The sequence below is a fragment of the Nocardia sp. NPDC058640 genome (genome assembly GCF_042716995.1).
In the GTDB taxonomy this organism is placed as follows: domain Bacteria; phylum Actinomycetota; class Actinomycetes; order Mycobacteriales; family Mycobacteriaceae; genus Nocardia.
Genome location: NZ_JBHXRG010000051.1, coordinates 1 through 18,222 on the forward strand (window position 1 = coordinate 1; position 18,222 = coordinate 18,222).

Here is an 18,222-nt window from a genome sequence, read left to right on the forward strand (position 1 = left end):
GCTGCCCGGACAAGACCACCCGCCTGGTGAAGGCGATCAGCGTACTCCAGGACTACGAGCGTAAAGCCGTGGCGGCAGGATGAAAAAGGTTCAGTAATCTTGACAACGCTAATCGAGATAGGATTTTTCTTTAGCCAGCTGGCGACGACTGTCGCAGTTTGCCTCAGGTCATCCACAACGTTCGTGTTTGTAACACATAGATTAACCGTCATCGAGTACTCGCGAGGATCCTCAACTTCCGGCGTAGCTCGAATACTGAAGATTTTTAGCCCTTCCGCGACTGTCAGCCGGTCTGCCAAGTCAGAAAGTTCCGAGTTAGCGATTTCTTGTCGCGGTAGACAGTCGGGCGATGGATACCGTATGGATGGCGACGACTGCGCTGCGTCAGTCGATTGCGGGGGTATGGCAGTGATTGGCTCGCCACCACATCCAACAGCAACAAGTACGCAACAAAGCACCAGTATTGAACGACTCTTGGCTCTCATTCGGCCTCCCATTTCCATTTTTCCGGATTAGAGAAGGATGTTGCCCCAGAGCCTGGCCACCGGTTATTAATCATTCCGTGGGGATTGTTACGCAGATTTCTGAACTCGTTCGAAATTATGCTCTGTTCTTGAAGGTTTCCGACCGCAGATGTGAGAATTGTTGACATCGTAGTAAAGACAAGGCCTGCAAGTTCGCCAACCTTTCCAATCGCTTCCAAAGATCCGACGACTGTCGCCACATCGACAATCGCGGCTGTGACGGTCGCAAAATACTCGGCTATTGCGTTGACAATGTCTGAGTACAAGGTGTGACCAGATCTTGCCAACGTAAGCAAATGATCATGAACCTTATCGGCCAGCTGATCAGATATGCAGTTCATAGCGCTCTTTTGGTTCCCATGGGATGCCGTGTATGCATCCTTTGCATCTCCTCTCCAGTGCCCTTCCATGCTTACTTTCTCGTCATTTATAATGCCCGCTACCGCCCGGGCCTTTCCCGCGACACCCTGCCAGTCGGCTGCATAGGTAACAAACAAGTAAGGTGCTTCGATTCCATCGACAACTTCATTGAATATGGCTAGAACCTTCGCCAACCCAGCTTTTGCTGCCAAGTATCTCCTATTTGCCTCATCGAAATCAATCACGGCCGATGCGATTGGATTGTCTTGTAACTCCTTATACTTCTTCTCCAACTCGCCGGGCAGTTTACCCCAGTCAGCCATTGATTTTTTTACCGCAGTTACCGATTTTGTCAGCTCTTCATTGGTAATAGTCATGACCAATCCTCCGCTTCGAGCTAATATTCTAGTCTTGTAATTTTGCGTTCATTAATGTCGTCAGTCTCGCGATACTTGGCCGCAGCTTCGTACAATGAATCGCCCATCGTTGCCGCTTCATAGACGCCTTCGCGCAATCGATCCTGAATATAACGAGCAGTCTCCGTGTACTGATCATATGGAATCTGGAAGATGCCGAATTGAATCTGCGATAGCAAAAGCGGCGCTACAGCATCTCTACCCTCCGCAAGGATTCGGGTAACTTCGTCATTCCAAGTTTTTGATGCCTGGACTAGGCGTGCGAGATCCAGATCTAGTTCTGACATTTATTAGTCCTCACTTATCCTACGAAGATGCTCTGCTAGACGCTTGTGAATTTCGCCTTCGGATTCCTGGTCAAGGTACCGATCTCGGTAGTAGGTGGGTGTTGCTCGCCGCAACTGAGCGGAGCAAAATACAATATCCATGCCGACCACAGCGGCACCCGCAGACCGCGCCCATTCTGGGTCCAATTCAATTGAGGTAATTCGGTGTTGATCTGCACAGATCTGCAAGGCAGGAGTGCCGAACTGTGTAACGGCTGGGCCCCTGGCAATGCGCGGAGTAGTTCCGATCATCTTCCTCAGCACCTCCCGGTACTCCTCAGTGCTTCGTGTCTGCAGTAGCGCTGGCGCCATGTCGTACACGGACGGCAATTTCGAATGGGCGAATACTTTCGCCTTCTTATCTTCCACCATCCTTTCATGCAAGGCGTGGTGATATGCATCCAAAATTGCTGTAGAGTACTGCCATTGCTCGAACTGGTTGGTCCAGTTAGAATTCAATGTTGCGCGAATCGGAAGTCTGTCTTCGCCAATTTCGATCGTAATCAATGAAGACTTGCGAGTTGGGATGGGGTGAGAATTCCCGACAGGCAGGCTCGGTGGGCTAACATAGGTCGACTCTTTCGCTTGCCCACTCGATACGGAAGAAGGTGGCGGCGAACGCTTAAAGGTACCACCACTTGACTGGCCTTCAGGAGACTGCTCCCAGTAGTCATCGTCAGGATCGTCATAGTGATTGAACCACCCTTGAGTCGCCATTGATGCCTCTCTTGAATGTCACGAATGATCAGAATCATTCTATTTCCGCCATGCGTTATCGGTCCGCTGCATCTCGATTTCAATCCACTGCGTCAGATGTCGCTGGATATGGTCCGTACTTCCCGGTTCAATTCGGATTCGGTCAATAGTTCTATACCGCAGGTAGCGGCCGTCATTTGCGTAGTCGAACCACTCCATCAGACGGGTTGGCTCGGTGCGGCTGTGAAGACTCCCGATTCGGATCGCGGCCGATCCGGAACCGATCAACGGGCGGTCGATCAAGCGTTTGTAACGCTCACGAGGGGTGTTTCGGGCCACATCGGCGAAATGGTTGTCAAGTTGTGGGGCCAGGTCTTGTACGTGGAATTCTTCGGGATTGCGCTGACCGGGGTTGGAGATGGGGATGCGGCTCGCGATTCCCTTGCCGAGGAGCTCGGGGCGGCCCTGACGAACCCAGATCGGGCCGTCGACACCGTTGACGACCGTTTGGGCGGCGACGACCGCGTGGCGGAGGTTGCGGACACCAACGACTCGGTGGTGGGAGTGGTCGCCGGAGCGAGCCGAGCCGGTCTCTGCTGAGACCTCGATGCGAAGTTCGGCTCGTTCCAGGGTGTCCAGGGCGAGTTCGATCGCGTCTGTCTCCTCGCCCGCATATCGAGAACGGACCACGGTTCGGTGGGTGTCGAATTCTTCGCGGTAGCGGAAGCGGCTGGTGAAGTGCAATGGGCGTGGGAATCGGTCTCGCGCCTCGTTGAACCACAGGGCAGCGAAATCATCTGGCTCCCAGTTCCACTCAGACATCATCTGTCCTGTCACGAGGTGGGTTCGCGGACGGATATTGCCCGCCGAGGACTCCGCCCTCTACTACGAAACCGCGGTCGCCGAGGAGTTCGTCGGTATTGGATTCGTTGATCAAGTAGTCAGGAATGGAGTCTTCTGATTCGTCGTCTTTTCCACGGCCGGCACCGGCACCCATCATTCCTGGCATACCGGACATCCCGCGAGAACCGGCTACGGAACCCGCAGTTCCACCGGCTGATGCCGCTGCTGCCAGAGCCCCTGCCTGTGGGGATCCCGGAATCGCTTGTCCGGGAACGCCCGCGCCGGGAGCGCCTGTGCCTCCCGGTCCGGCGCTCGATCCTGCACCGCTGCCCGAACCTGGGATTCCGCCAGCCCCTGGGGAGCTGGGAGTGGCCGCAGTTGGTGTGGTGGGCGTGGAGGCTGGCGAGGTAGCCGATGGGTCGGTCGCGGACGGTGAGGTGGACGGGTCCCCATCATCGGTGGAAGCGGGGTCCGACGATGACGGGTCCTCGGTCGAGGGGCTCTCGGCGGGCTCTTCCGTAGTGTCGTCAGAAGTGTCGGTCGATGGCTGTGTTGGGTCGGTGTCCGTGTTCGGTTGTCCCCCACCGTCTTCGGTGTTGCTGCCGATCGGCTTGTCGCCCGGGTCGCCCTGTTGCTTGGTGGGGTTGGTCGGTCGAGGTAGGACAGGGATCGCGCCGTCAGTGCCAGCGAAAGGCATCACGTACTTGTTGTCCATGACATCGCGCGCGTTGTTCTCGGCTTCCTCCCGCTGACCTCGAACAACCGCCTTGTTCCACGGCATGCTGTCCAGAAATCCGGGGTCGACTTCACCGGGGAGCGCCGATTTCGTGCTCACCGCTGAAGCTGCCGCAGCGGTGACCTGCGTGCTCATCGCAGTGAAAGCAGGAGTGAGTTTGTCTGCGTCGGTGGTGTATTGGCGAATCGCGGTGATCGAGGCGTCCGCTGAACTTCCCTCCCACGCCGACGCGATCGAGACTTCCATGCGCTTGCGAAACTGTTCGAGTGCCTGTGTCCACTGGGTGCCGGACTCGTGGTATTTCGTCGCGGCGCCGTTCGCTGGCTCGGTGGCGATTCGCTCGAACGCGGACAGGATGTCCTGGTGCTTCCAGTTCGGGGGATGTTCGGTGGTGGGCGGGATCTGCCTACCCTCGGTACCAGTCATTTCGCGGCTGCCTGAGCGAGTCCGGTCGCTTCGGCGTTGAAGCGGGAGGCCCATTCTTCGTCAGCGGCCATGAAGCGGTCGCGAATCAGTTGGTGCAGGATGCGGATGTCTTCCACGATGATGTAGTGCTCTTCGAGGACGTCGTAGAAGGAGTCGTCGCTGCCCCGGGCCTTGTTGCGGAATCGGTTCGCCATCACGCGGGCGGAGGTCAGGCCGGACTCCGCGTTGTCGCCGAATCCCCACGTGTTGATGTTGGAAATATCGGTCATCGTCTGCTGGATCTGCCCGATGACAGTTTGGAATTCGGTGCACTCCCGATCAAGACGGGCGAACTCCTCCGGCTCCATACGGAGCGTCAGAGCGCCAGCTCGTGCCTGTTCGATCAGGCCCGAGAATGCAGTCCGACCGCTTCCCTCTCCTGCCATTTTCCCCTCCTACTTCGTAAATTATTGCGCCTCAAAGGCTTCCGGGAATCGACGGAGCGATCTTGTCGGCGAGTGAACGGGCGATGTCGCAGGAGTCGAGGTGACCGGTTTCCCGGCGAGACGGCGGGTTGACCACATTGATCTCCATGCTCCCGCCGCGCACGGCCACGTTGACATCGCACACATCTTTGGTGCTGCGACCGGCCTCCTGCCGCCAGGCGATCGCCTCACGGCCGCCGACGGTGAACTCGTTCGACTCAGGAAATTTGCGATCACGGACCATCGCAACGGTCAAGTTGGTCATCCGCACACTCATCGCGTAGCCGCCACCACCGAGATAGACCCAGTCGCAGCCCTTCCAAACGACTCCCCCCGGTGCCTCGGTGAGGTCTGGCTTCTTCGAGCCGAGCTTCTCCTCGGTGAGCACTTGTGCAGGGACATCGACACAAGGATCGAAGCCGGACGGCACCTCTTTGGCGAGCTCGCGCCCGTTGACCGAGAGACTAGTTGTCGGAACAGCCCCGCCGTCGGTGGTCTTGCCACATCCCAGCAGCGAGGCGGCCACCATGACCAAGGTGGGGCCGACAATGACATATTTGGGCCTGACCAGGCGATTCATGCGTCCCCTCCCATGCGCAACAGGGGAAGAGTAAGCCCCCCCCCCAAGATTCGTCAATACGAACCGTCAGTTCTACGACCCAGACTGACGGGAGCCATCACCGGCTGCCCATCGAAGATTTCGGGTCGAGACAAGACCCGAGAGCGGTCACGGTTCGGCGTAGTCTGGCGGCATGTCGACACCGCAACATGACCCGCCGCGGCTGGTGACTGTCGAGGAATTTCTCGACGGGCCCGCAGATGCCTTCGGCGAGATTCACGATGGTGTGATGACTGAATGCATGGCGCAGGGGCCCGTGCATGATCGCGTGGTGCATCGGCTGCGAACCGCGTTGGAGTACGGCATCGACCCGAATGGGCCATGCCGTGAAGTGCACGGTGACACACCGATGCGGCTTGCCGACAGCGATGATCCTGACCCGGCGCGGCGTCTGCGCGCGCGGTACCCGGACCTGATCCTGCGGGATTGTTCCGACGGTCCTTACGACGCGCAACACGTCGCCGACCAGACACTGATCGTTGTCGAGGTGACGTCGGAGGGCACGATCGACAACGACATCGGGATCAAGCGTGAGCTCTATGCTCGCGCGGGGATTCCGGTGTACCTGATCGTCCATTTCGACAAGGACTGGCAGCACATCGCCATGATCGAGGAACTGCGTCTGGACTGGTCGGGACGACGGTATGTCGGCGCGACCATGCACACCGATGCCCTGGTGCTGACCGAGCCGGTCAAGGTCGCCGTCATGTTCGAGGATCTACAGAGTTCGCTGCCGCGGCGTCTGTGAGTCCGAAGGTCAGCTCAGGGCGTGGTCGAGGTCGCCTAGGAGGTCTTGGAGGTCTTCCAGGCCTACCGAGATGCGGACTACCCCGTCGGACAAGCCGATTGAGGCTCGGCCCTCGGGGCCCATGGCTCGGTGGGTGGTGGTGGCGGGGTGGGTGATCATGGTTTTGGCGTCGCCGAGGTTGTTGGAGATGTCGATGATGCGGAGGCGGTTCAGGACCTCGAAGGCTCGTTTTTTGCCGTCGTCGCCGTTGAGGGCGAAGGTGACTACGGTGCCGCCGCCGGTCATCTGGTCCAGGGCCAACGCGTGTTGGGGGTGGGATTCCAGGAAGGGGTATTTCACCCAGTCGACCGATTTGTTGGTCTCGAGGAATTTGGCCACTTGCAGGGCCGATTCGGTGGAGTGGCGCACGCGCAGTGGCATGGTTTCCAAACCCTTGAGCAAGGTCCACGCATTGAAAGGGCTCAGGGCGGGGCCGGTGTGGCGCATCAGGGTTTTCACCGGGCCGTCGATGTAGTCCTTGGCGCCGAGGATCGCGCCGCCGAGGACTCGGCCCTGGCCGTCGATGTGTTTGGTGCCGGAGTAGACGACCACGTCGGCGCCGAGTTCGAAGCCGCGTTGCAGCAGAGGGGTGGCGAAGACGTTGTCCAGCACCACCTTTGCGCCTGCGGCGTGGGCGAGTTCGGTGACCTTGCGGACGTCGACCAGGGTCTGCATCGGGTTGGCGGGGGTTTCGAAGAACACGGCCTGGGTCGGCACGGAAAGTGCCTGCTCCCACTGGTCGAGGTCGTCGCCGTCGACGAAGACGGTTTCGATGCCCCAGCGCGGCAGGATCTCGTTGCAGACCACGAAGCACGAGCCGAACAGGCTGCGGGCGGCGACGAGTCGGTCGCCTGCCTTCAGAAGTGCGCCGAGAGCTGTGAAGACCGCGGACATACCGGATGCGGTCGCGAAGGCCGCTTCGGCGCCGTCGAGCAAGCGGATGCGCTCCTCGAACATGGCCACGGTCGGGTTGCCGAAGCGGGAGTAGACGAAGTGCTCGACGTCGCCGGTGAAGGCGGCCTCGGCGGCTTCGGCGTTCTCATAGACGAAACCCGAGGTCAGGTACAGCGCCTCGGACGTCTCGTCGAAGCCGGAACGGCGCAAGCCGCCACGCACACCGAGCGTGGCGGGGCCGACGCCCTCGGGCAGGGGCTTGTCGAACGAACCACCGGTGATCATGCGTTGACCTCACGCCACGGCAGGCCGACAGCGCGCCAACCCGTGCTGCCGCGCTGACCGAACGCGTCGGGACCACCTTCGAAACCGTCGAGCACGTTGTAGGACGGTGCCACGCCCGCCGCCGTCGCCAGGTTCGCCGCGTGCGCGGAACGCTGACCGGAACGACACAGGAACACCACCGGCGCATCGTCGGGACGTCCGGCCAGTGCCTTGTCCAGCTGCACGCCGAAGTCCGGATTGCGGGTGCCGGTGCCGTCGACCCATTCGATGAAATGGGCGGGGCGATCGATGGAGCTGGTGTCGGGGATGCCGATGTGTGCCCACTCGCCTTCGGTGCGCACGTCCACCAGCACGGCGCCGGGGTGCTCGGTGAGCAACTCCCACGCCTGCTCAGGGGTGATATCGCCGGCGTAAGTCATGTCGATCCTCCTGCGTGAATCCGCTCTTGCCGTGCCGGAACTCCGGAAAACACGGCCAGGTCGTCACCCGGAGCACCCCACCGCGGAGGAGGGTTGCCGACCAGCGAGCCGGGGCTTGACGCTGGCACTCATGACCTTGCGATCTGAGATTGCCTCGGACCCGGTCATCGTGTCAAACGATTCAGAACGAGCACACCAGCCACGCGCCGTCGCCGCGGGTCAGTTTCCAGGCGGTGGACTTCGGGTTTCCGTCTACCACCACGGTGGCGTCGATTTTGGCGCGATCACCGTTGACGGTGGCGTTGGTGAACCCCTTGCCGTCGATGGTGACGGTAGATTTCGGGCCGCCTAGCTGTTCGGACAGGCCCGAAGCCTCCTCGTCGAAGCCTTCGCAGGCCACCCCGGTCGGCGGACGCAGGTCGCTGCGGGAACGCGCGTCGATATAGTTGGTGACAGCGGCGGCGAGACGGTCGGCCTCTGTGACATTTTTCTCAGCCGGTGACAGCAGTCCGCCCAGCACGATGCCGATGAGCACGATGATCGCCACCACCGCGGCCGCCACGAACGGGACGATGGAACGCTTGTCGGTCTGATCCACCACGATGGGCTGGTCTTCCGAGCCAGTTTGCTCCTCGTTCATGCTGTAATCCTGACAGACCCGCGCGGGCGGCTACACCGCGCGCCGGGTGGCCGCAATGCCGCAGCTAGAATCGCTGTGATTGCGGCCGCCAGGAAGCCGGAGTATTGACTTAGCCTAAGCTAAGTTGACGCCGTCAAATCAGTTCTCGACCAAAGGGTGCGCGTAGACATGACCGAACAGAGTGCAGCTACTCGCCCGCTTCGCATTGCGATCGTGGGCGCGGGACCGGCCGGTATCTACGCCGCCGACGCCCTGATGAAGTCCGATGCCGACGTGAGCATCGACCTCTACGAGCGCATGCCCGCTCCCTTCGGCCTGATCCGCTACGGCGTCGCACCTGATCACCCGCGTATCAAGGGCATCATCACCGCGCTGCACAAGGTCCTGGACAAGGACCAGGTGCGGCTGCTGGGCAATATCGACTACGGCACCGACATCACCCTCGACGACCTGCGCCAGTTCTACGACGCGGTGATCTTCTCCACCGGCGCCAACGCCGACCGCGCACTGGACATCCCGGGCATCGAGCTGGATGGTTCCTTCGGTGCCGCGGACTTCGTGTCCTGGTACGACGGCCACCCCGACGTGCCGCGCACCTGGCCGCTGGATGCCGAGAAGGTCGCGGTGCTGGGTGTCGGCAACGTCGCGCTGGACGTGGCGCGTGTGCTGGCCAAGACCGGTGACGAGCTGCTGGCCACCGAAATTCCGCCGAACGTTTACGAAGGCCTCAAGGGCAACAAGGCCCTCGAGGTCCACGTGTTCGGTCGTCGCGGTCCCGCGCAGGCCAAGTTCACGCCTTTGGAGCTGCGCGAGCTGGATCACTCGCCGACCATCGAGGTCATCGTCAACCCCGAAGACATCGACTACGACGAGGGCTCCGAAGCCGCGCGGCGTAACTCCAAGCAGGTCGACATGGTCGCGAACACCCTCGAACAGTGGGCCATTCGCGATCACGGCGATCGCCCGCACAAGCTGTTCCTGCACTTCTTCGAGTCCCCCGCCGAGGTCCTCGGTGAAGACGGCAAGGTCGTCGGTCTGCGCACCGAGCGCACGCAGCTCGACGGCACCGGCAACGTCAAGGGCACCGGCAACTTCACCGACTGGGACATCCAGGCCGTGTACCGCGCCGTCGGCTACCTCTCACAGAACGTCACCCAGCTGCCGTTCGACGACCAGGCGGGCACGGTGCCCAACGAGGCCGGTCGCGTGATCGCCGACGACACCGCCGAGGGCGACGCCCGCTTCATGCCCGCCACCTACGTCACCGGCTGGATCAAGCGCGGCCCCGTCGGCCTGATCGGCCACACCAAGGGCGACGCCAACGAGACCATCGCCTGCCTGCTCGACGACGCCAAGGCCTTCGCCCCTGCGCCCAAGCCCGAACTGGACGCGGTCACCGAGTTCCTCGAGGGCAAGGGCATCCCGTTCACCACCTGGGCCGGCTGGTACCGCCTCGACGCCCACGAGCGCGCGCTGGGCGAGCCCGAAGGCCGTGAGCGCGTCAAGGTTGTCGAGCGCGAGGACATGCTGCGCGCGTCCGAGCCGAACAAGGCCTGAGCTGCCACCACTGTCGAGATAGGGCATTCTGTACCCGTGTTCGATGCCCACGTCCACATCATCGATCCGCGGTTTCCGCTGATCGAGAACGAAGGCTATCTACCCGAGCCCTACGTGATCGATGACTATCGAAAACGAATGGGGCACTTCGATGTTCGCGGCGGTGCTGTCGTCAGTGCGTCTTTTCAGGGAGCTGATCAGACGTATCTGAAGGCAGCGCTGTCCGCGCTCGGACCGGAGTGGGTCGGGGTGACCCGCCTTGACCTCGACGCCACCGATGACGACATTCTCGAACTGGATCGCGCGGGCGTGCGGGCGCTGCGGTTCAACCTCAAGCGGGCCGCCGCCGACATCACCGAGATGACGTTGCAGGCGTTGCGCGCGCACGAGCTGGCCGGTTGGCATGTGGAGCTGTATATCGACGGGCAGATGCTGGCCTCGTTGCAGCCGGTGATCTCGAAACTGCCCGCCTTGTCGATCGACCATCTCGGCATGTCCGAGGAGGGTTTGCCGTATCTGCTGGACCTGGTGGATCGCGGGGCGCGGGTGAAGGCGACCGGGTTCGGGCGCGTCGAGATGGATGTGGCCGAGACGCTGCGGCGCATTCACACCGTCAATCCGGGGGCATTGATGTTCGGCAGCGATCTGCCGGGCACGCGCGCGGGCAGGCCGTTCGAAGACAGCGATATCGACCTGATCTGCCAGGTGGTCGGCGCGGATATGCACGCAGTGCTCGAGGACAATGCCCGCGAGTTCTACCGGCTGCCCCCGGTGCACCGCGACGCGACACCTGCTGTGCGCGTGGAGAATCCGACGATTCCGATTCCGCGTAATCTGCTGCCCGGCGCGGACGACCAGACGCGGCCGCTGCCGGTTATCGAATAGGTCAGCTCAAGATCGCGCCGGTTAGCCAGACTCCCGACGCGATCAGTGCGCCGAACAGCTCCACCAACATGGACAGGCCTACGCCTTTCAGCGCGTGAACTGTTGCGGGCCAAGCCAATTGGTTGGTCTTCAAGCGATACAGCTCGGCCAGATACACGCCGAGCACGAAACCGATGAACAGGCCGACGATCGGGATCACGAAGAAGCCGACGACGCCGAACACCGCGCCCACCAGCAACGCCCGGTTCGACACGCCCGCTTCGCGCATTCGTTTGCCTGGCCAGGTGTATTTCACGATGCCGGAGATCACCACCGCGACCGTCGCCACCGCCAACACCGTCCAGGCCGTCGCGCCGCCGGTCATGAACGCCCACACCGCGATCGCACCGAAGATCAGGATCACCCCGGGCAGAATCGGCACGATCACGCCGACGATGCCGACCAGAATCACCAGGCCGACAACGACCTCACCCCACACGCTCACTACCGGGTCCTCCCGTTGCCACGCCGAGTCGCGCTCACCGAATTCTCGCCCATGCTCTACCCGAGCCGCCACCCCGGCGCTATTGTCGAAGTGTCAATACCGTTCGACGATGAACAGAGGTCACCCGTGAGCACGGAGTCCACCGCGAAGCAGGGCCCCCTCGCGGGGATCAAGGTCATCGAGTTGGCGGGCATCGGCCCAGGTCCGCACGCCGCGCTGCTGCTGGCCGACCTCGGTGCCGACGTGGTGCGCGTGCAGCGACACCGGCAGCTGCCCGGCTTCATCGAGCGTCCGCAGTGGCGTGGGCGCACGATCGTCGAAGCCAATCTGAAGGACCCGGCCGACGTGGCCAAGATCCTCGACCTGGTCGAGAAGGCCGACGTGCTGTTGGAAGGCTTCCGGCCCGGCGTCACCGAGCGGATGGGTCTGGGACCCGACGAGACGCTCGCGCGCAACCCGCGCCTGGTCTACGGCCGGATGACCGGGTGGGGCCAGTACGGTCCGATGGCCGATCGCGCCGGCCACGACATCAACTACATCTCGCTGACCGGCGTGCTCAACGCGATCGGACGCAAGGGTGAGCGGCCGGTGCCGCCGCTGAACATGGTGGGCGACTTCGGTGGCGGCTCGATGTTCCTGGTGATGGGCATTCTCGCCGCGCTGGTGGAGCGGCAGAGTTCGGGTAAGGGTCAGGTGATCGACGCGGCGATGGTCGATGGGGCGCTTGCCCTTTCGCATTTCGTGTGGGGAATGCGCGGGGTGGGGCTGTGGTCCGACGAGCGTGGCGAGAACCTCCTCGATACCGGCATGGCGTTCTACGACACCTACGAAACCTCCGACGGCAAGTACATGGCGGTCGGGGCGATCGAGCCGCAGTTCTACGAGCAACTGCTGGCCGGGCTGGAGATTTCCGCAGAAGGTCTGCCGCAGCAGCTGGACCCCAGCGGGCAAGACCAGTTGCGCAAGCTGTTCACCGACAAATTCCTGACCAAGACCCGCGACGAATGGACCGCGATCTTCGACGGCACCGACGCCTGCACCACCCCCGTGCTGACCTTCACCGAGGCCACCGAGAACCCGCACATCGTGGCCCGTACCGGCCTGATCGAGATCGAAGGCGTGGTCCAGCACGCGCCCGCGCCGCGCTTCTCGCGCACACCCGGCGGCACGCCCACTCCCCCGCCGTCGGTCGCGACACCAATCGAAACGGTCTGGGCTGACTGATTTGTCGGGCTGTCGTCGGTAGGCTTTCGTTCTATCGACGACAGGTCTGGGATCCGAACTCGCAGGCGTCCACCGAAGGTGCTCGCCGCACTGATCGCGGTCACCAGCTTGGTCGCGGGGGTCCTGTCGTTCATCATGGCCGAAGGGTTGTTCAACGCCCCGCCGGAATGGGCAACCGAAACCCATTGTCGCAGTGACGCTCCCGTGCCCGTGATGGTGACCGTGCTCAACGGGTTGGCGACCGGACTGCTGGCCGCGGCCGCCATCGCGCTGCTGTGTCTGCTGGTGTTGATGTTCCGTCATCCCAGCGAACGCAGCACGATGGCGGCGCCGCTGACCGCGGTGGCGTTCGTGTTGTCGGTGCTGTTCATGTTCGGGGCGGGGTACGAAACCGTGCGCCCCGAACCGGCTTCACGCGGGCACAATCCGTGCGCGTTCAGTAGCAGGTGAGCGGCTGTAGGGGGTCGGTCGCGCGCGGGGTCAGGGCGTCGTAGGCGGCGGCGATCGACTTGACGGCCAGGCGCAGGTCGGCTTCGGGGTGGGTGTACGGGAGGCGAACGTACCGTTCGAACGCGCCCTGCACGCCGAAACGTGGTCCGGCCGCCAGCAATACGCCGTGGTTGGGGGCGGTGGCGGCCAGCGCTGTGGACACAGGGCTGGGCAGTTGCGCCCACACCGACATGCCGCCCGCGCCGACCGCGATGTGCCAACCGGGCAGCTCCTCGGCCACCGCGTCGAGCAGGGCGGTGCGCTGGGAGCGCAGCTGTTCGCGGCGGCGTTGCAGGATGGGGTCGGCGTGTTCGAGCAGGTGGACCGTCGCCAGCTGGTCCATCACGGGGGTGCCGAGGTCGACTGTCGAGCGGATGCCCAGCAGCTTGGTGATCAGCGGCTGGCTCGTGCGGATCCAGCCCACGCGCAGGCCGCCCCAGAACGACTTCGACGCCGAACCGATGGTGACGATCTCCGAACCCTTCGCGAACGCGGCAACCGGCGGGGGCATCGGCGCGTCGGACAGGTTCAGTTCGCTCATCGACTCGTCGACGACCACGGTCATTCTGGTGTCGCGGGCGATGGCGGCCAGTTCCTCGCGGCCCTCGGCGTTCAGGAGCAGGCCGGTGGGGTTGTTGAAGTCGGGGACCAGGTAGGCCAGGGTGGCGGCGGTTTGCCTCGCGGTGCTGCGTAAACCTTCGAGATCCCAACCGGCGTCAGGGAATTCGGGGCGCAGCGGGATCGGGATGGGGCGGGCGCCGACGTCGCGGATGGCTTCGATGGCGTTCGGGTAGGAGGGGTGTTCGATCAGCACGCGGGCACCGGGCGAGGCCAGGACGTTGAGTAGCAGCCGAAGTCCGTGTTGCGCACCGAGAGTCACCAGGATCTGCTCGGGTTCGGTCGGCAGGCCGCGGGCGGTGTAGCGGCGGGCCAGGGCCTCGCGCAGCGCGAGGATGCCGACCGGGTCCATGCCGTGGGTGCCCAGGTACGACGGAATGCTCTGTAGCGCAATCGAATAGGCGTCGTTGAGTTCGAGGGCGGCCGGCATCGCGGCATAGGTCATGTCGATGGTCGGCAGTTCCGGCTGCGACATCAGGGCCATGATGCCGCGGGTCGGCTTGGCACCGTCGTGCGCGATGGTCGGCGGCAGAGCCACGGTGCTGCGGGAACCCTGGCGGCTGATCAGGTAACCATGTTCGCGCAGCAGCGAATACGTGGACGTGATGGTGGTGCGGCTGACGCCGAGCGTGCCCGCCAGATCGCGCTCACTGGGCAGGGCTACGCCAAGTGGGGCACGACCGTCGTGGATCAGCAGGCGGATTGCCTCGGCCAGTGCCAGGTACGCCGGGCGGTGGGGGCGGCGTTCGGAATCGCCGTCGGTTTCGGGGTCACGCCACCGACCCAGGTCGCGAGCCAGGCCCGCCGCGCCGATCACTCTTGTCGCCATAAAGTCCAGTATTCCTTAAGTGGATATTTATAAGCAAGGCCAGTCGGGGGATTCTTACGACATGACCACTTTCCTCGCCCTCGCCGTTGCTACCGCCGTCGGTTTGGCGGTCTACCACTTCGCCCCCAAGGAGGGCGAGCTACCGTTCTGGCCTTTCCAATCTTCCCCGCACGACCGGGCTTTCGGCACGTACGACGAACAGCGGCTCTATCGAGACCTGGATGCTCGACGGACGTACGAGCACACCGACGAGCCAGTCCAGTTTCCTACAACTGGCCTTCACGAGGTCCAGTCCGACACGCATCCGGGATCGCTCGCCGCGTGAACGTGTCTTTGTCGGTGGGTCGGCGCACACTGTTCGCATGAGTGATTCGACGCAGACCGAGACGGTGGTCTCGACACTGTTCGACACCGCCATCGGGCTGTGCGCGATCGCCTGGCACGGTGACGCTGTCGTCCGATTCCAGTTACCCGAGGCGAGCGAGGAACAGACTCTCGCGCGGATCACCCGACCGTTCGACGGGGCTCCTGTGCCCGAAAGCGCGCCGGGGCCGGTGATCGTTTCCGCGATCGCGGGGATTCGCGCACATCTGGAGGGGGCGGTCGATCCGCTGCGGTGGATCTCGGTGGACCTGCGTGGGGTGCCGGAGTTCCATCGCGCGGTGTACACGGTGACCCGCGAGATCGATCCCGGCCACACCCTCAGCTACGGCGATATCGCCAGTCGGCTCGGCGCACCCGGTTCGGCACAAGCCGTGGGACAAGCGTTGGGGCGCAACCCTATTCCGCTGATCATTCCCTGCCACCGGGTGCTCGCGGCCGATCACGCGCTGCACGGATTCTCGGCGCCTGGCGGGATCGGCACCAAAGCACGGCTGTTGGAGATCGAGCGGACGCCGGGGTTCGGCGAGCCGATGCTGTTCTGATCAGGGCACCGATTAATTCTCGGTGCGGGCCTCGTCTCTGTGAACGAGCCGATCGCGTACCGTTTCGCGCGGTGGCCCGTTATCGAGAGGAAACCCCATGCAGACTGTGACGTCGGCCGACGGCACCACGATCGCCTACGACCGGGTCGGTGAGGGGACCGCCGGGACCGTCATCCTGATCGGCGGGGCTTTCAGCTACCGCGAGTTCCCCACGATGGTCGAACTCGCGCAGACGCTGGCCGACGACTACGGCCTGACCGTGCTCAACTACGACCGGCGTGGGCGCGGCGACAGTGCCGACTCCCCCGGGGTGTACGACGTGGCCAACGAGATCGCGGACATCGCGGCGCTGGTCGAGGTCGCGGGTGGGCAGGCGGCGCTGGTCGGCTGGTCCTCCGGTGCGGTGCTGGCGCTGCTGGCGGCGCAGGAGATTGCCGGGGTCACCGAGGTGGTCGCGTTCGAACCGCCGTTCGTGGTCGACGCGAAACACCATGTGCCGCCCAAGGATTTGGCAGCCAGGCTGCACCCGATGATCGCGGCGGGCAAGCGGGACAAGACAGTTCGGTATTACATGACCAAGGCGATGGGGATGCCCGCGCTGATGGTCGGGGTGATGCGGGTGACGCCGTTCTGGAAAAAGCTTGCGGCGACGTCGAATTCGACCGCGCACGACTGGGCGGTGATGCAGCCGTACATGCGTGGAGTGAAGCTGGAACCGGCCGACTGGAAGGGCGTGCAGGTTCCGGTGCTCGTGCTCGCGGGCGACCGGACCGCGCCGCTGCTCACCAAGGGATCCAAGGCTGCCGCGGCGGTGCTGCCGAACGCGGAGTTCGCCGAGCTGGCCGGGGTGAGCCACAACCCGAAGATCTCGATCCTGGCACCCGCCGTCGGCGAATTCCTCACTCGCACACGGTGATTACGGTGGCGGCGGGTTGTCGCGGAAGAACTGGCACGGCTCACCGGTGAGGTAGCCGTCCAGGCAGGCGAAGTAGGCCTGGACGCAGCTGTTGCTGGTGCAGCCCGCGGTGTAGAGCATGCCGCGGATGCGTTCGTTGCGTTGCTGCGAGGGGGCCAGGGTTTGGGCCGGGGGTAAGACCGTGGTGGTCCTGGCGGCGCTGGGCGGCGGGGTCGGATCGTCCGGAGCCGCGCATCCGGGCAGAAGGGCCAGTGCTAGCGCTGACACTGCGAGCCAACCACGTACCGCCATCAGTCACCTCCATCCGAAATCAGTCTCGACGCTACCCCGAGTGTTCGAAGGGGTCGCTCGGAGCACCCTTCGGATGGTGACGCCCGGCGTAATCGACCAATTCGGCTCGATTCAGTCAGGATTTGGCTGAAAAGCTCGCCGATTGGTCGATTACGCCGGGTGCGGTGTGTCAGTCCTTGCAGGGGCAGTCGGGCAGCTGCGGCAGGGGGACCTGCGGGAGCTGGACCTGCGGGAGGGGAACCTGGGGCAGGGGGACCTGCGGGAGCTCGGGGAGCTGCGGGCAGGGCAGGTTCGGCAGGAGCTGGTCGTCGACCAGGGCCTCGAGCTGTTCGGTCGGGCCGGTCGGCGTGCCCTGGTGGGCGCCCGGGAAGGCCGTCGCGCCGACGACGCTGCCGATGACACCGCCACCGACGGCGCCGATCGCCGCGGCGGGAATGCCGACGACCGCAGCACCCGCGGCGGCACCGACGCCCGCGCCGATCAACGCACCGGCACCGGTGGCACCCGCGGTCGCCGCGGCGCTCGCACCGAGAATCGCGAGGGAGCCGACGCCACCCGTGGGCACCGCCGCAGCGGCCGCGAGGATCGCACCGGCAGTACCGGTCGTGACCGCACCGACCACGAACCCCGTGCCCGCGCCGACAACCGCACCCGCGAGCGCACCGGGAACAGCGCCCACAACGGCCGCGGGAACACCGACGACCGTGGCACCGATCAGCGCGCCGCCGACCGTCGCGCCGGCGATCTTGTCCGCACGGCTCGGATCGATGCCGACAGACTTGCCACCCGTGGCAATAGCGGCTTCGACGTTGGCGGCGTTGGTGTTGACGCCGTCGAGGATGTCGTTGGGCACCTCGTCCGGGACCGGGCGGGTGAAATCGCCGACCCGCAGCGTGCGCTCGGGCGGAGCGATCGGGGCCACGGGCTCGACCGGCTCAGGTAGGTGGAGTTCCTCGATCACGATCGGCGGGGCCGGGGTGGAGTACTCCGGCACCGGGCGCGTCTCGGGACGCGGCGGCGTGAGACGACCCAGCGAATCCGGCCCGTCGGACTTGGTCAGATCGGACCGACCACCCTCGTCGGCGGGCGCCTGGGTGGTCACACCCGGCTGCACCGGCGGCTCGGTAACACCCGGCTGCGGCACCGCGAGCGCCACACCAGCGCAGGCAACCGCCAACGCCATGGGCAGCACACCCACCACCGGGCGAGCGATCCCCCGCACCGTCGAAGAGTTCACATTGACAGACCGACGGATCACGCCGACACCCACTAACCAGTTCAAGGAATGCGACACGTCCCCGCGTGCCGCGAAGCGACGATAGCGTTAGCCAGCCATTCGCTACAAATCGATAGCAAGTAGACATCACCGTCTCCGCACTGCCCGGACCAGCACCAAACCCGCCACAACCGCACTCCCACAACCACACACCCCACCCCAAACCCACCATGCCCACACTCCGTCAACCAGACACCTCATCCCAAACCCACCACCTACCTCACCCCAAACCCGCCACCTACCGCACTCCCAGCCCCGCACCTGCGACCCATAGGGAGCAGCGGCCACGCAG

General features: G+C 63.8%; 23 protein-coding genes and 1 riboswitch. Of the genes, 8 read left to right on the top strand and 15 right to left on the bottom strand.

Going from position 1 to position 18,222, the window contains the following annotated elements:
* The 8 genes from ACFWU5_RS28285 to ACFWU5_RS28320 form a co-directional block, all read right to left on the bottom strand.
* Positions 1-299 (bottom strand): hypothetical protein (locus ACFWU5_RS28285; RefSeq protein WP_379269898.1); only part of this gene is annotated, 299 nt, incomplete at its 3' end.
* A gap of 182 nt (positions 300-481) precedes the next feature.
* The gene (locus ACFWU5_RS28290; RefSeq protein WP_379269900.1) at positions 482-1,261 is read right to left on the bottom strand and encodes a hypothetical protein; all 780 of its coding nucleotides are present in this window, start codon (positions 1,259-1,261) and stop codon (positions 482-484) included.
* A 20-nt stretch (positions 1,262-1,281) separates the two neighbouring features.
* Complete coding sequence (locus tag ACFWU5_RS28295; protein ID WP_379269901.1) at positions 1,282-1,587, bottom strand: hypothetical protein; 306 nt, start codon at positions 1,585-1,587, stop codon at positions 1,282-1,284.
* A 3-nt stretch (positions 1,588-1,590) separates the two neighbouring features.
* On the bottom strand, positions 1,591-2,343 hold the full coding sequence (locus ACFWU5_RS28300; protein WP_379269903.1) for a hypothetical protein: 753 nt from the start codon (positions 2,341-2,343) through the stop codon (positions 1,591-1,593).
* Between the two features lie 39 nt (positions 2,344-2,382).
* Positions 2,383-3,159 (bottom strand): ESX secretion-associated protein EspG, encoded by a 777-nt coding sequence (locus ACFWU5_RS28305; RefSeq protein WP_379269905.1) that lies wholly within the window; start codon positions 3,157-3,159, stop codon positions 2,383-2,385.
* Complete coding sequence (locus tag ACFWU5_RS28310) at positions 3,137-4,327, bottom strand: hypothetical protein (RefSeq protein ID WP_379269907.1); 1,191 nt, start codon at positions 4,325-4,327, stop codon at positions 3,137-3,139. Before ACFWU5_RS28310 ends, ACFWU5_RS28305 begins: the two co-directional genes overlap by 23 nt.
* Positions 4,324-4,752, bottom strand: coding sequence for a hypothetical protein (locus ACFWU5_RS28315; protein ID WP_379269909.1), 429 nt, complete (start codon positions 4,750-4,752; stop codon positions 4,324-4,326). Before ACFWU5_RS28315 ends, ACFWU5_RS28310 begins: the two co-directional genes overlap by 4 nt.
* Before the next feature lie 31 nt (positions 4,753-4,783).
* Complete coding sequence (locus tag ACFWU5_RS28320) at positions 4,784-5,371, bottom strand: DUF3558 domain-containing protein (protein WP_379269911.1); 588 nt, start codon at positions 5,369-5,371, stop codon at positions 4,784-4,786.
* Positions 5,372-5,543: 172 nt separating this feature from the next.
* On the opposite strand from ACFWU5_RS28320, the gene ACFWU5_RS28325 reads away from it, so the two are divergent.
* A complete protein-coding gene (locus ACFWU5_RS28325; RefSeq protein ID WP_379269913.1) occupies positions 5,544-6,158 on the top strand; it encodes a Uma2 family endonuclease in 615 nt (204 codons plus the stop codon).
* 9 nt (positions 6,159-6,167) lie between these two features.
* On the opposite strand, the gene ACFWU5_RS28330 is transcribed toward ACFWU5_RS28325, so the two are convergent.
* From ACFWU5_RS28330 to ACFWU5_RS28340, 3 genes are all read right to left on the bottom strand, one after another.
* The gene (locus tag ACFWU5_RS28330) at positions 6,168-7,376 is read right to left on the bottom strand and encodes an O-succinylhomoserine sulfhydrylase (protein ID WP_379269915.1); all 1,209 of its coding nucleotides are present in this window, start codon (positions 7,374-7,376) and stop codon (positions 6,168-6,170) included.
* Positions 7,373-7,795 carry a rhodanese-like domain-containing protein gene (locus ACFWU5_RS28335; protein ID WP_379243813.1) on the bottom strand — a complete coding sequence of 141 codons (423 nt, stop codon included), beginning with the start codon at positions 7,793-7,795 and terminating at the stop codon, positions 7,373-7,375. The genes ACFWU5_RS28330 and ACFWU5_RS28335 overlap by 4 nt, the downstream gene beginning before the upstream one ends.
* Positions 7,796-7,812: 17 nt before the next feature.
* A riboswitch (SAM riboswitch) is annotated at positions 7,813-7,931 on the bottom strand.
* A 45-nt stretch (positions 7,932-7,976) separates the two neighbouring features.
* Complete coding sequence (locus tag ACFWU5_RS28340; protein ID WP_379269917.1) at positions 7,977-8,435, bottom strand: hypothetical protein; 459 nt, start codon at positions 8,433-8,435, stop codon at positions 7,977-7,979.
* Positions 8,436-8,603: 168 nt separating this feature from the next.
* On the opposite strand from ACFWU5_RS28340, the gene ACFWU5_RS28345 reads away from it, so the two are divergent.
* Positions 8,604-9,992, top strand: a complete 1,389-nt coding sequence (locus ACFWU5_RS28345) for an FAD-dependent oxidoreductase (RefSeq protein WP_379269919.1) — start codon at positions 8,604-8,606, stop codon at positions 9,990-9,992.
* A 36-nt stretch (positions 9,993-10,028) separates the two neighbouring features.
* The gene (locus ACFWU5_RS28350; protein ID WP_379269921.1) at positions 10,029-10,877 is read left to right on the top strand and encodes an amidohydrolase family protein; all 849 of its coding nucleotides are present in this window, start codon (positions 10,029-10,031) and stop codon (positions 10,875-10,877) included.
* A gap of 1 nt (position 10,878) precedes the next feature.
* Here the strand turns inward: ACFWU5_RS28350 and ACFWU5_RS28355 are convergent, their stop codons facing one another.
* Positions 10,879-11,361 carry a DUF456 domain-containing protein gene (locus ACFWU5_RS28355; RefSeq protein ID WP_379269923.1) on the bottom strand — a complete coding sequence of 161 codons (483 nt, stop codon included), beginning with the start codon at positions 11,359-11,361 and terminating at the stop codon, positions 10,879-10,881.
* A 126-nt stretch (positions 11,362-11,487) separates the two neighbouring features.
* Between ACFWU5_RS28355 and ACFWU5_RS28360 the strand changes: the two genes are divergently transcribed.
* The gene (locus ACFWU5_RS28360; protein WP_379269925.1) at positions 11,488-12,585 is read left to right on the top strand and encodes a CaiB/BaiF CoA transferase family protein; all 1,098 of its coding nucleotides are present in this window, start codon (positions 11,488-11,490) and stop codon (positions 12,583-12,585) included.
* A gap of 78 nt (positions 12,586-12,663) precedes the next feature.
* The gene (locus ACFWU5_RS28365; protein ID WP_379269926.1) at positions 12,664-13,035 is read left to right on the top strand and encodes a hypothetical protein; all 372 of its coding nucleotides are present in this window, start codon (positions 12,664-12,666) and stop codon (positions 13,033-13,035) included.
* Here ACFWU5_RS28365 and ACFWU5_RS28370 read toward each other — a convergent pair.
* Positions 13,022-14,521 (bottom strand): PLP-dependent aminotransferase family protein, encoded by a 1,500-nt coding sequence (locus ACFWU5_RS28370; RefSeq protein WP_379269928.1) that lies wholly within the window; start codon positions 14,519-14,521, stop codon positions 13,022-13,024. The two genes, ACFWU5_RS28365 and ACFWU5_RS28370, sit on opposite strands and share 14 nt — an antisense overlap.
* Before the next feature lie 61 nt (positions 14,522-14,582).
* Here ACFWU5_RS28370 and ACFWU5_RS28375 point away from each other — a divergent pair, with 61 nt between their 5' ends.
* From ACFWU5_RS28375 to ACFWU5_RS28385, 3 genes are all read left to right on the top strand, one after another.
* A complete protein-coding gene (locus ACFWU5_RS28375; RefSeq protein ID WP_379243828.1) occupies positions 14,583-14,846 on the top strand; it encodes a hypothetical protein in 264 nt (87 codons plus the stop codon).
* A gap of 37 nt (positions 14,847-14,883) precedes the next feature.
* Positions 14,884-15,447: a methylated-DNA--[protein]-cysteine S-methyltransferase gene (locus ACFWU5_RS28380; protein WP_379269930.1), complete on the top strand. Its 564-nt coding sequence runs from the start codon at positions 14,884-14,886 to the stop codon at positions 15,445-15,447.
* Between the two features lie 97 nt (positions 15,448-15,544).
* The gene (locus ACFWU5_RS28385; protein WP_379269932.1) at positions 15,545-16,363 is read left to right on the top strand and encodes an alpha/beta fold hydrolase; all 819 of its coding nucleotides are present in this window, start codon (positions 15,545-15,547) and stop codon (positions 16,361-16,363) included.
* Here the strand turns inward: ACFWU5_RS28385 and ACFWU5_RS28390 are convergent, their stop codons facing one another.
* Entirely contained in the window at positions 16,364-16,654 is a 291-nt protein-coding gene (locus ACFWU5_RS28390; protein ID WP_379269934.1) for a hypothetical protein, read from the bottom strand.
* Positions 16,655-16,823: 169 nt separating this feature from the next.
* A complete protein-coding gene (locus ACFWU5_RS28395) occupies positions 16,824-17,891 on the bottom strand; it encodes a hypothetical protein (protein ID WP_379269936.1) in 1,068 nt (355 codons plus the stop codon).
* Positions 17,892-18,222 lie beyond the last annotated feature (331 nt).

Coding starts and splice junctions, on each gene's coding strand:
- ACFWU5_RS28375 (WP_379243828.1), top strand. CDS start 14,583: ATGACCACTTTCCTCGCCCTCGCCGTTGCTACCGCCGTCGGTTTGGCG.
- ACFWU5_RS28315 (WP_379269909.1), bottom strand. CDS start 4,752: ATGGCAGGAGAGGGAAGCGGTCGGACTGCATTCTCGGGCCTGATCGAA.
- ACFWU5_RS28295 (WP_379269901.1), bottom strand. CDS start 1,587: ATGTCAGAACTAGATCTGGATCTCGCACGCCTAGTCCAGGCATCAAAA.
- ACFWU5_RS28335 (WP_379243813.1), bottom strand. CDS start 7,795: ATGACTTACGCCGGCGATATCACCCCTGAGCAGGCGTGGGAGTTGCTC.
- ACFWU5_RS28345 (WP_379269919.1), top strand. CDS start 8,604: ATGACCGAACAGAGTGCAGCTACTCGCCCGCTTCGCATTGCGATCGTG.
- ACFWU5_RS28325 (WP_379269913.1), top strand. CDS start 5,544: ATGTCGACACCGCAACATGACCCGCCGCGGCTGGTGACTGTCGAGGAA.
- ACFWU5_RS28370 (WP_379269928.1), bottom strand. CDS start 14,521: ATGGCGACAAGAGTGATCGGCGCGGCGGGCCTGGCTCGCGACCTGGGT.
- ACFWU5_RS28320 (WP_379269911.1), bottom strand. CDS start 5,371: ATGAATCGCCTGGTCAGGCCCAAATATGTCATTGTCGGCCCCACCTTG.
- ACFWU5_RS28300 (WP_379269903.1), bottom strand. CDS start 2,343: ATGGCGACTCAAGGGTGGTTCAATCACTATGACGATCCTGACGATGAC.
- ACFWU5_RS28385 (WP_379269932.1), top strand. CDS start 15,545: ATGCAGACTGTGACGTCGGCCGACGGCACCACGATCGCCTACGACCGG.
- ACFWU5_RS28310 (WP_379269907.1), bottom strand. CDS start 4,327: ATGACTGGTACCGAGGGTAGGCAGATCCCGCCCACCACCGAACATCCC.
- ACFWU5_RS28290 (WP_379269900.1), bottom strand. CDS start 1,261: ATGACTATTACCAATGAAGAGCTGACAAAATCGGTAACTGCGGTAAAA.
- ACFWU5_RS28380 (WP_379269930.1), top strand. CDS start 14,884: ATGAGTGATTCGACGCAGACCGAGACGGTGGTCTCGACACTGTTCGAC.
- ACFWU5_RS28340 (WP_379269917.1), bottom strand. CDS start 8,435: ATGAACGAGGAGCAAACTGGCTCGGAAGACCAGCCCATCGTGGTGGAT.
- ACFWU5_RS28390 (WP_379269934.1), bottom strand. CDS start 16,654: ATGGCGGTACGTGGTTGGCTCGCAGTGTCAGCGCTAGCACTGGCCCTT.
- ACFWU5_RS28330 (WP_379269915.1), bottom strand. CDS start 7,376: ATGATCACCGGTGGTTCGTTCGACAAGCCCCTGCCCGAGGGCGTCGGC.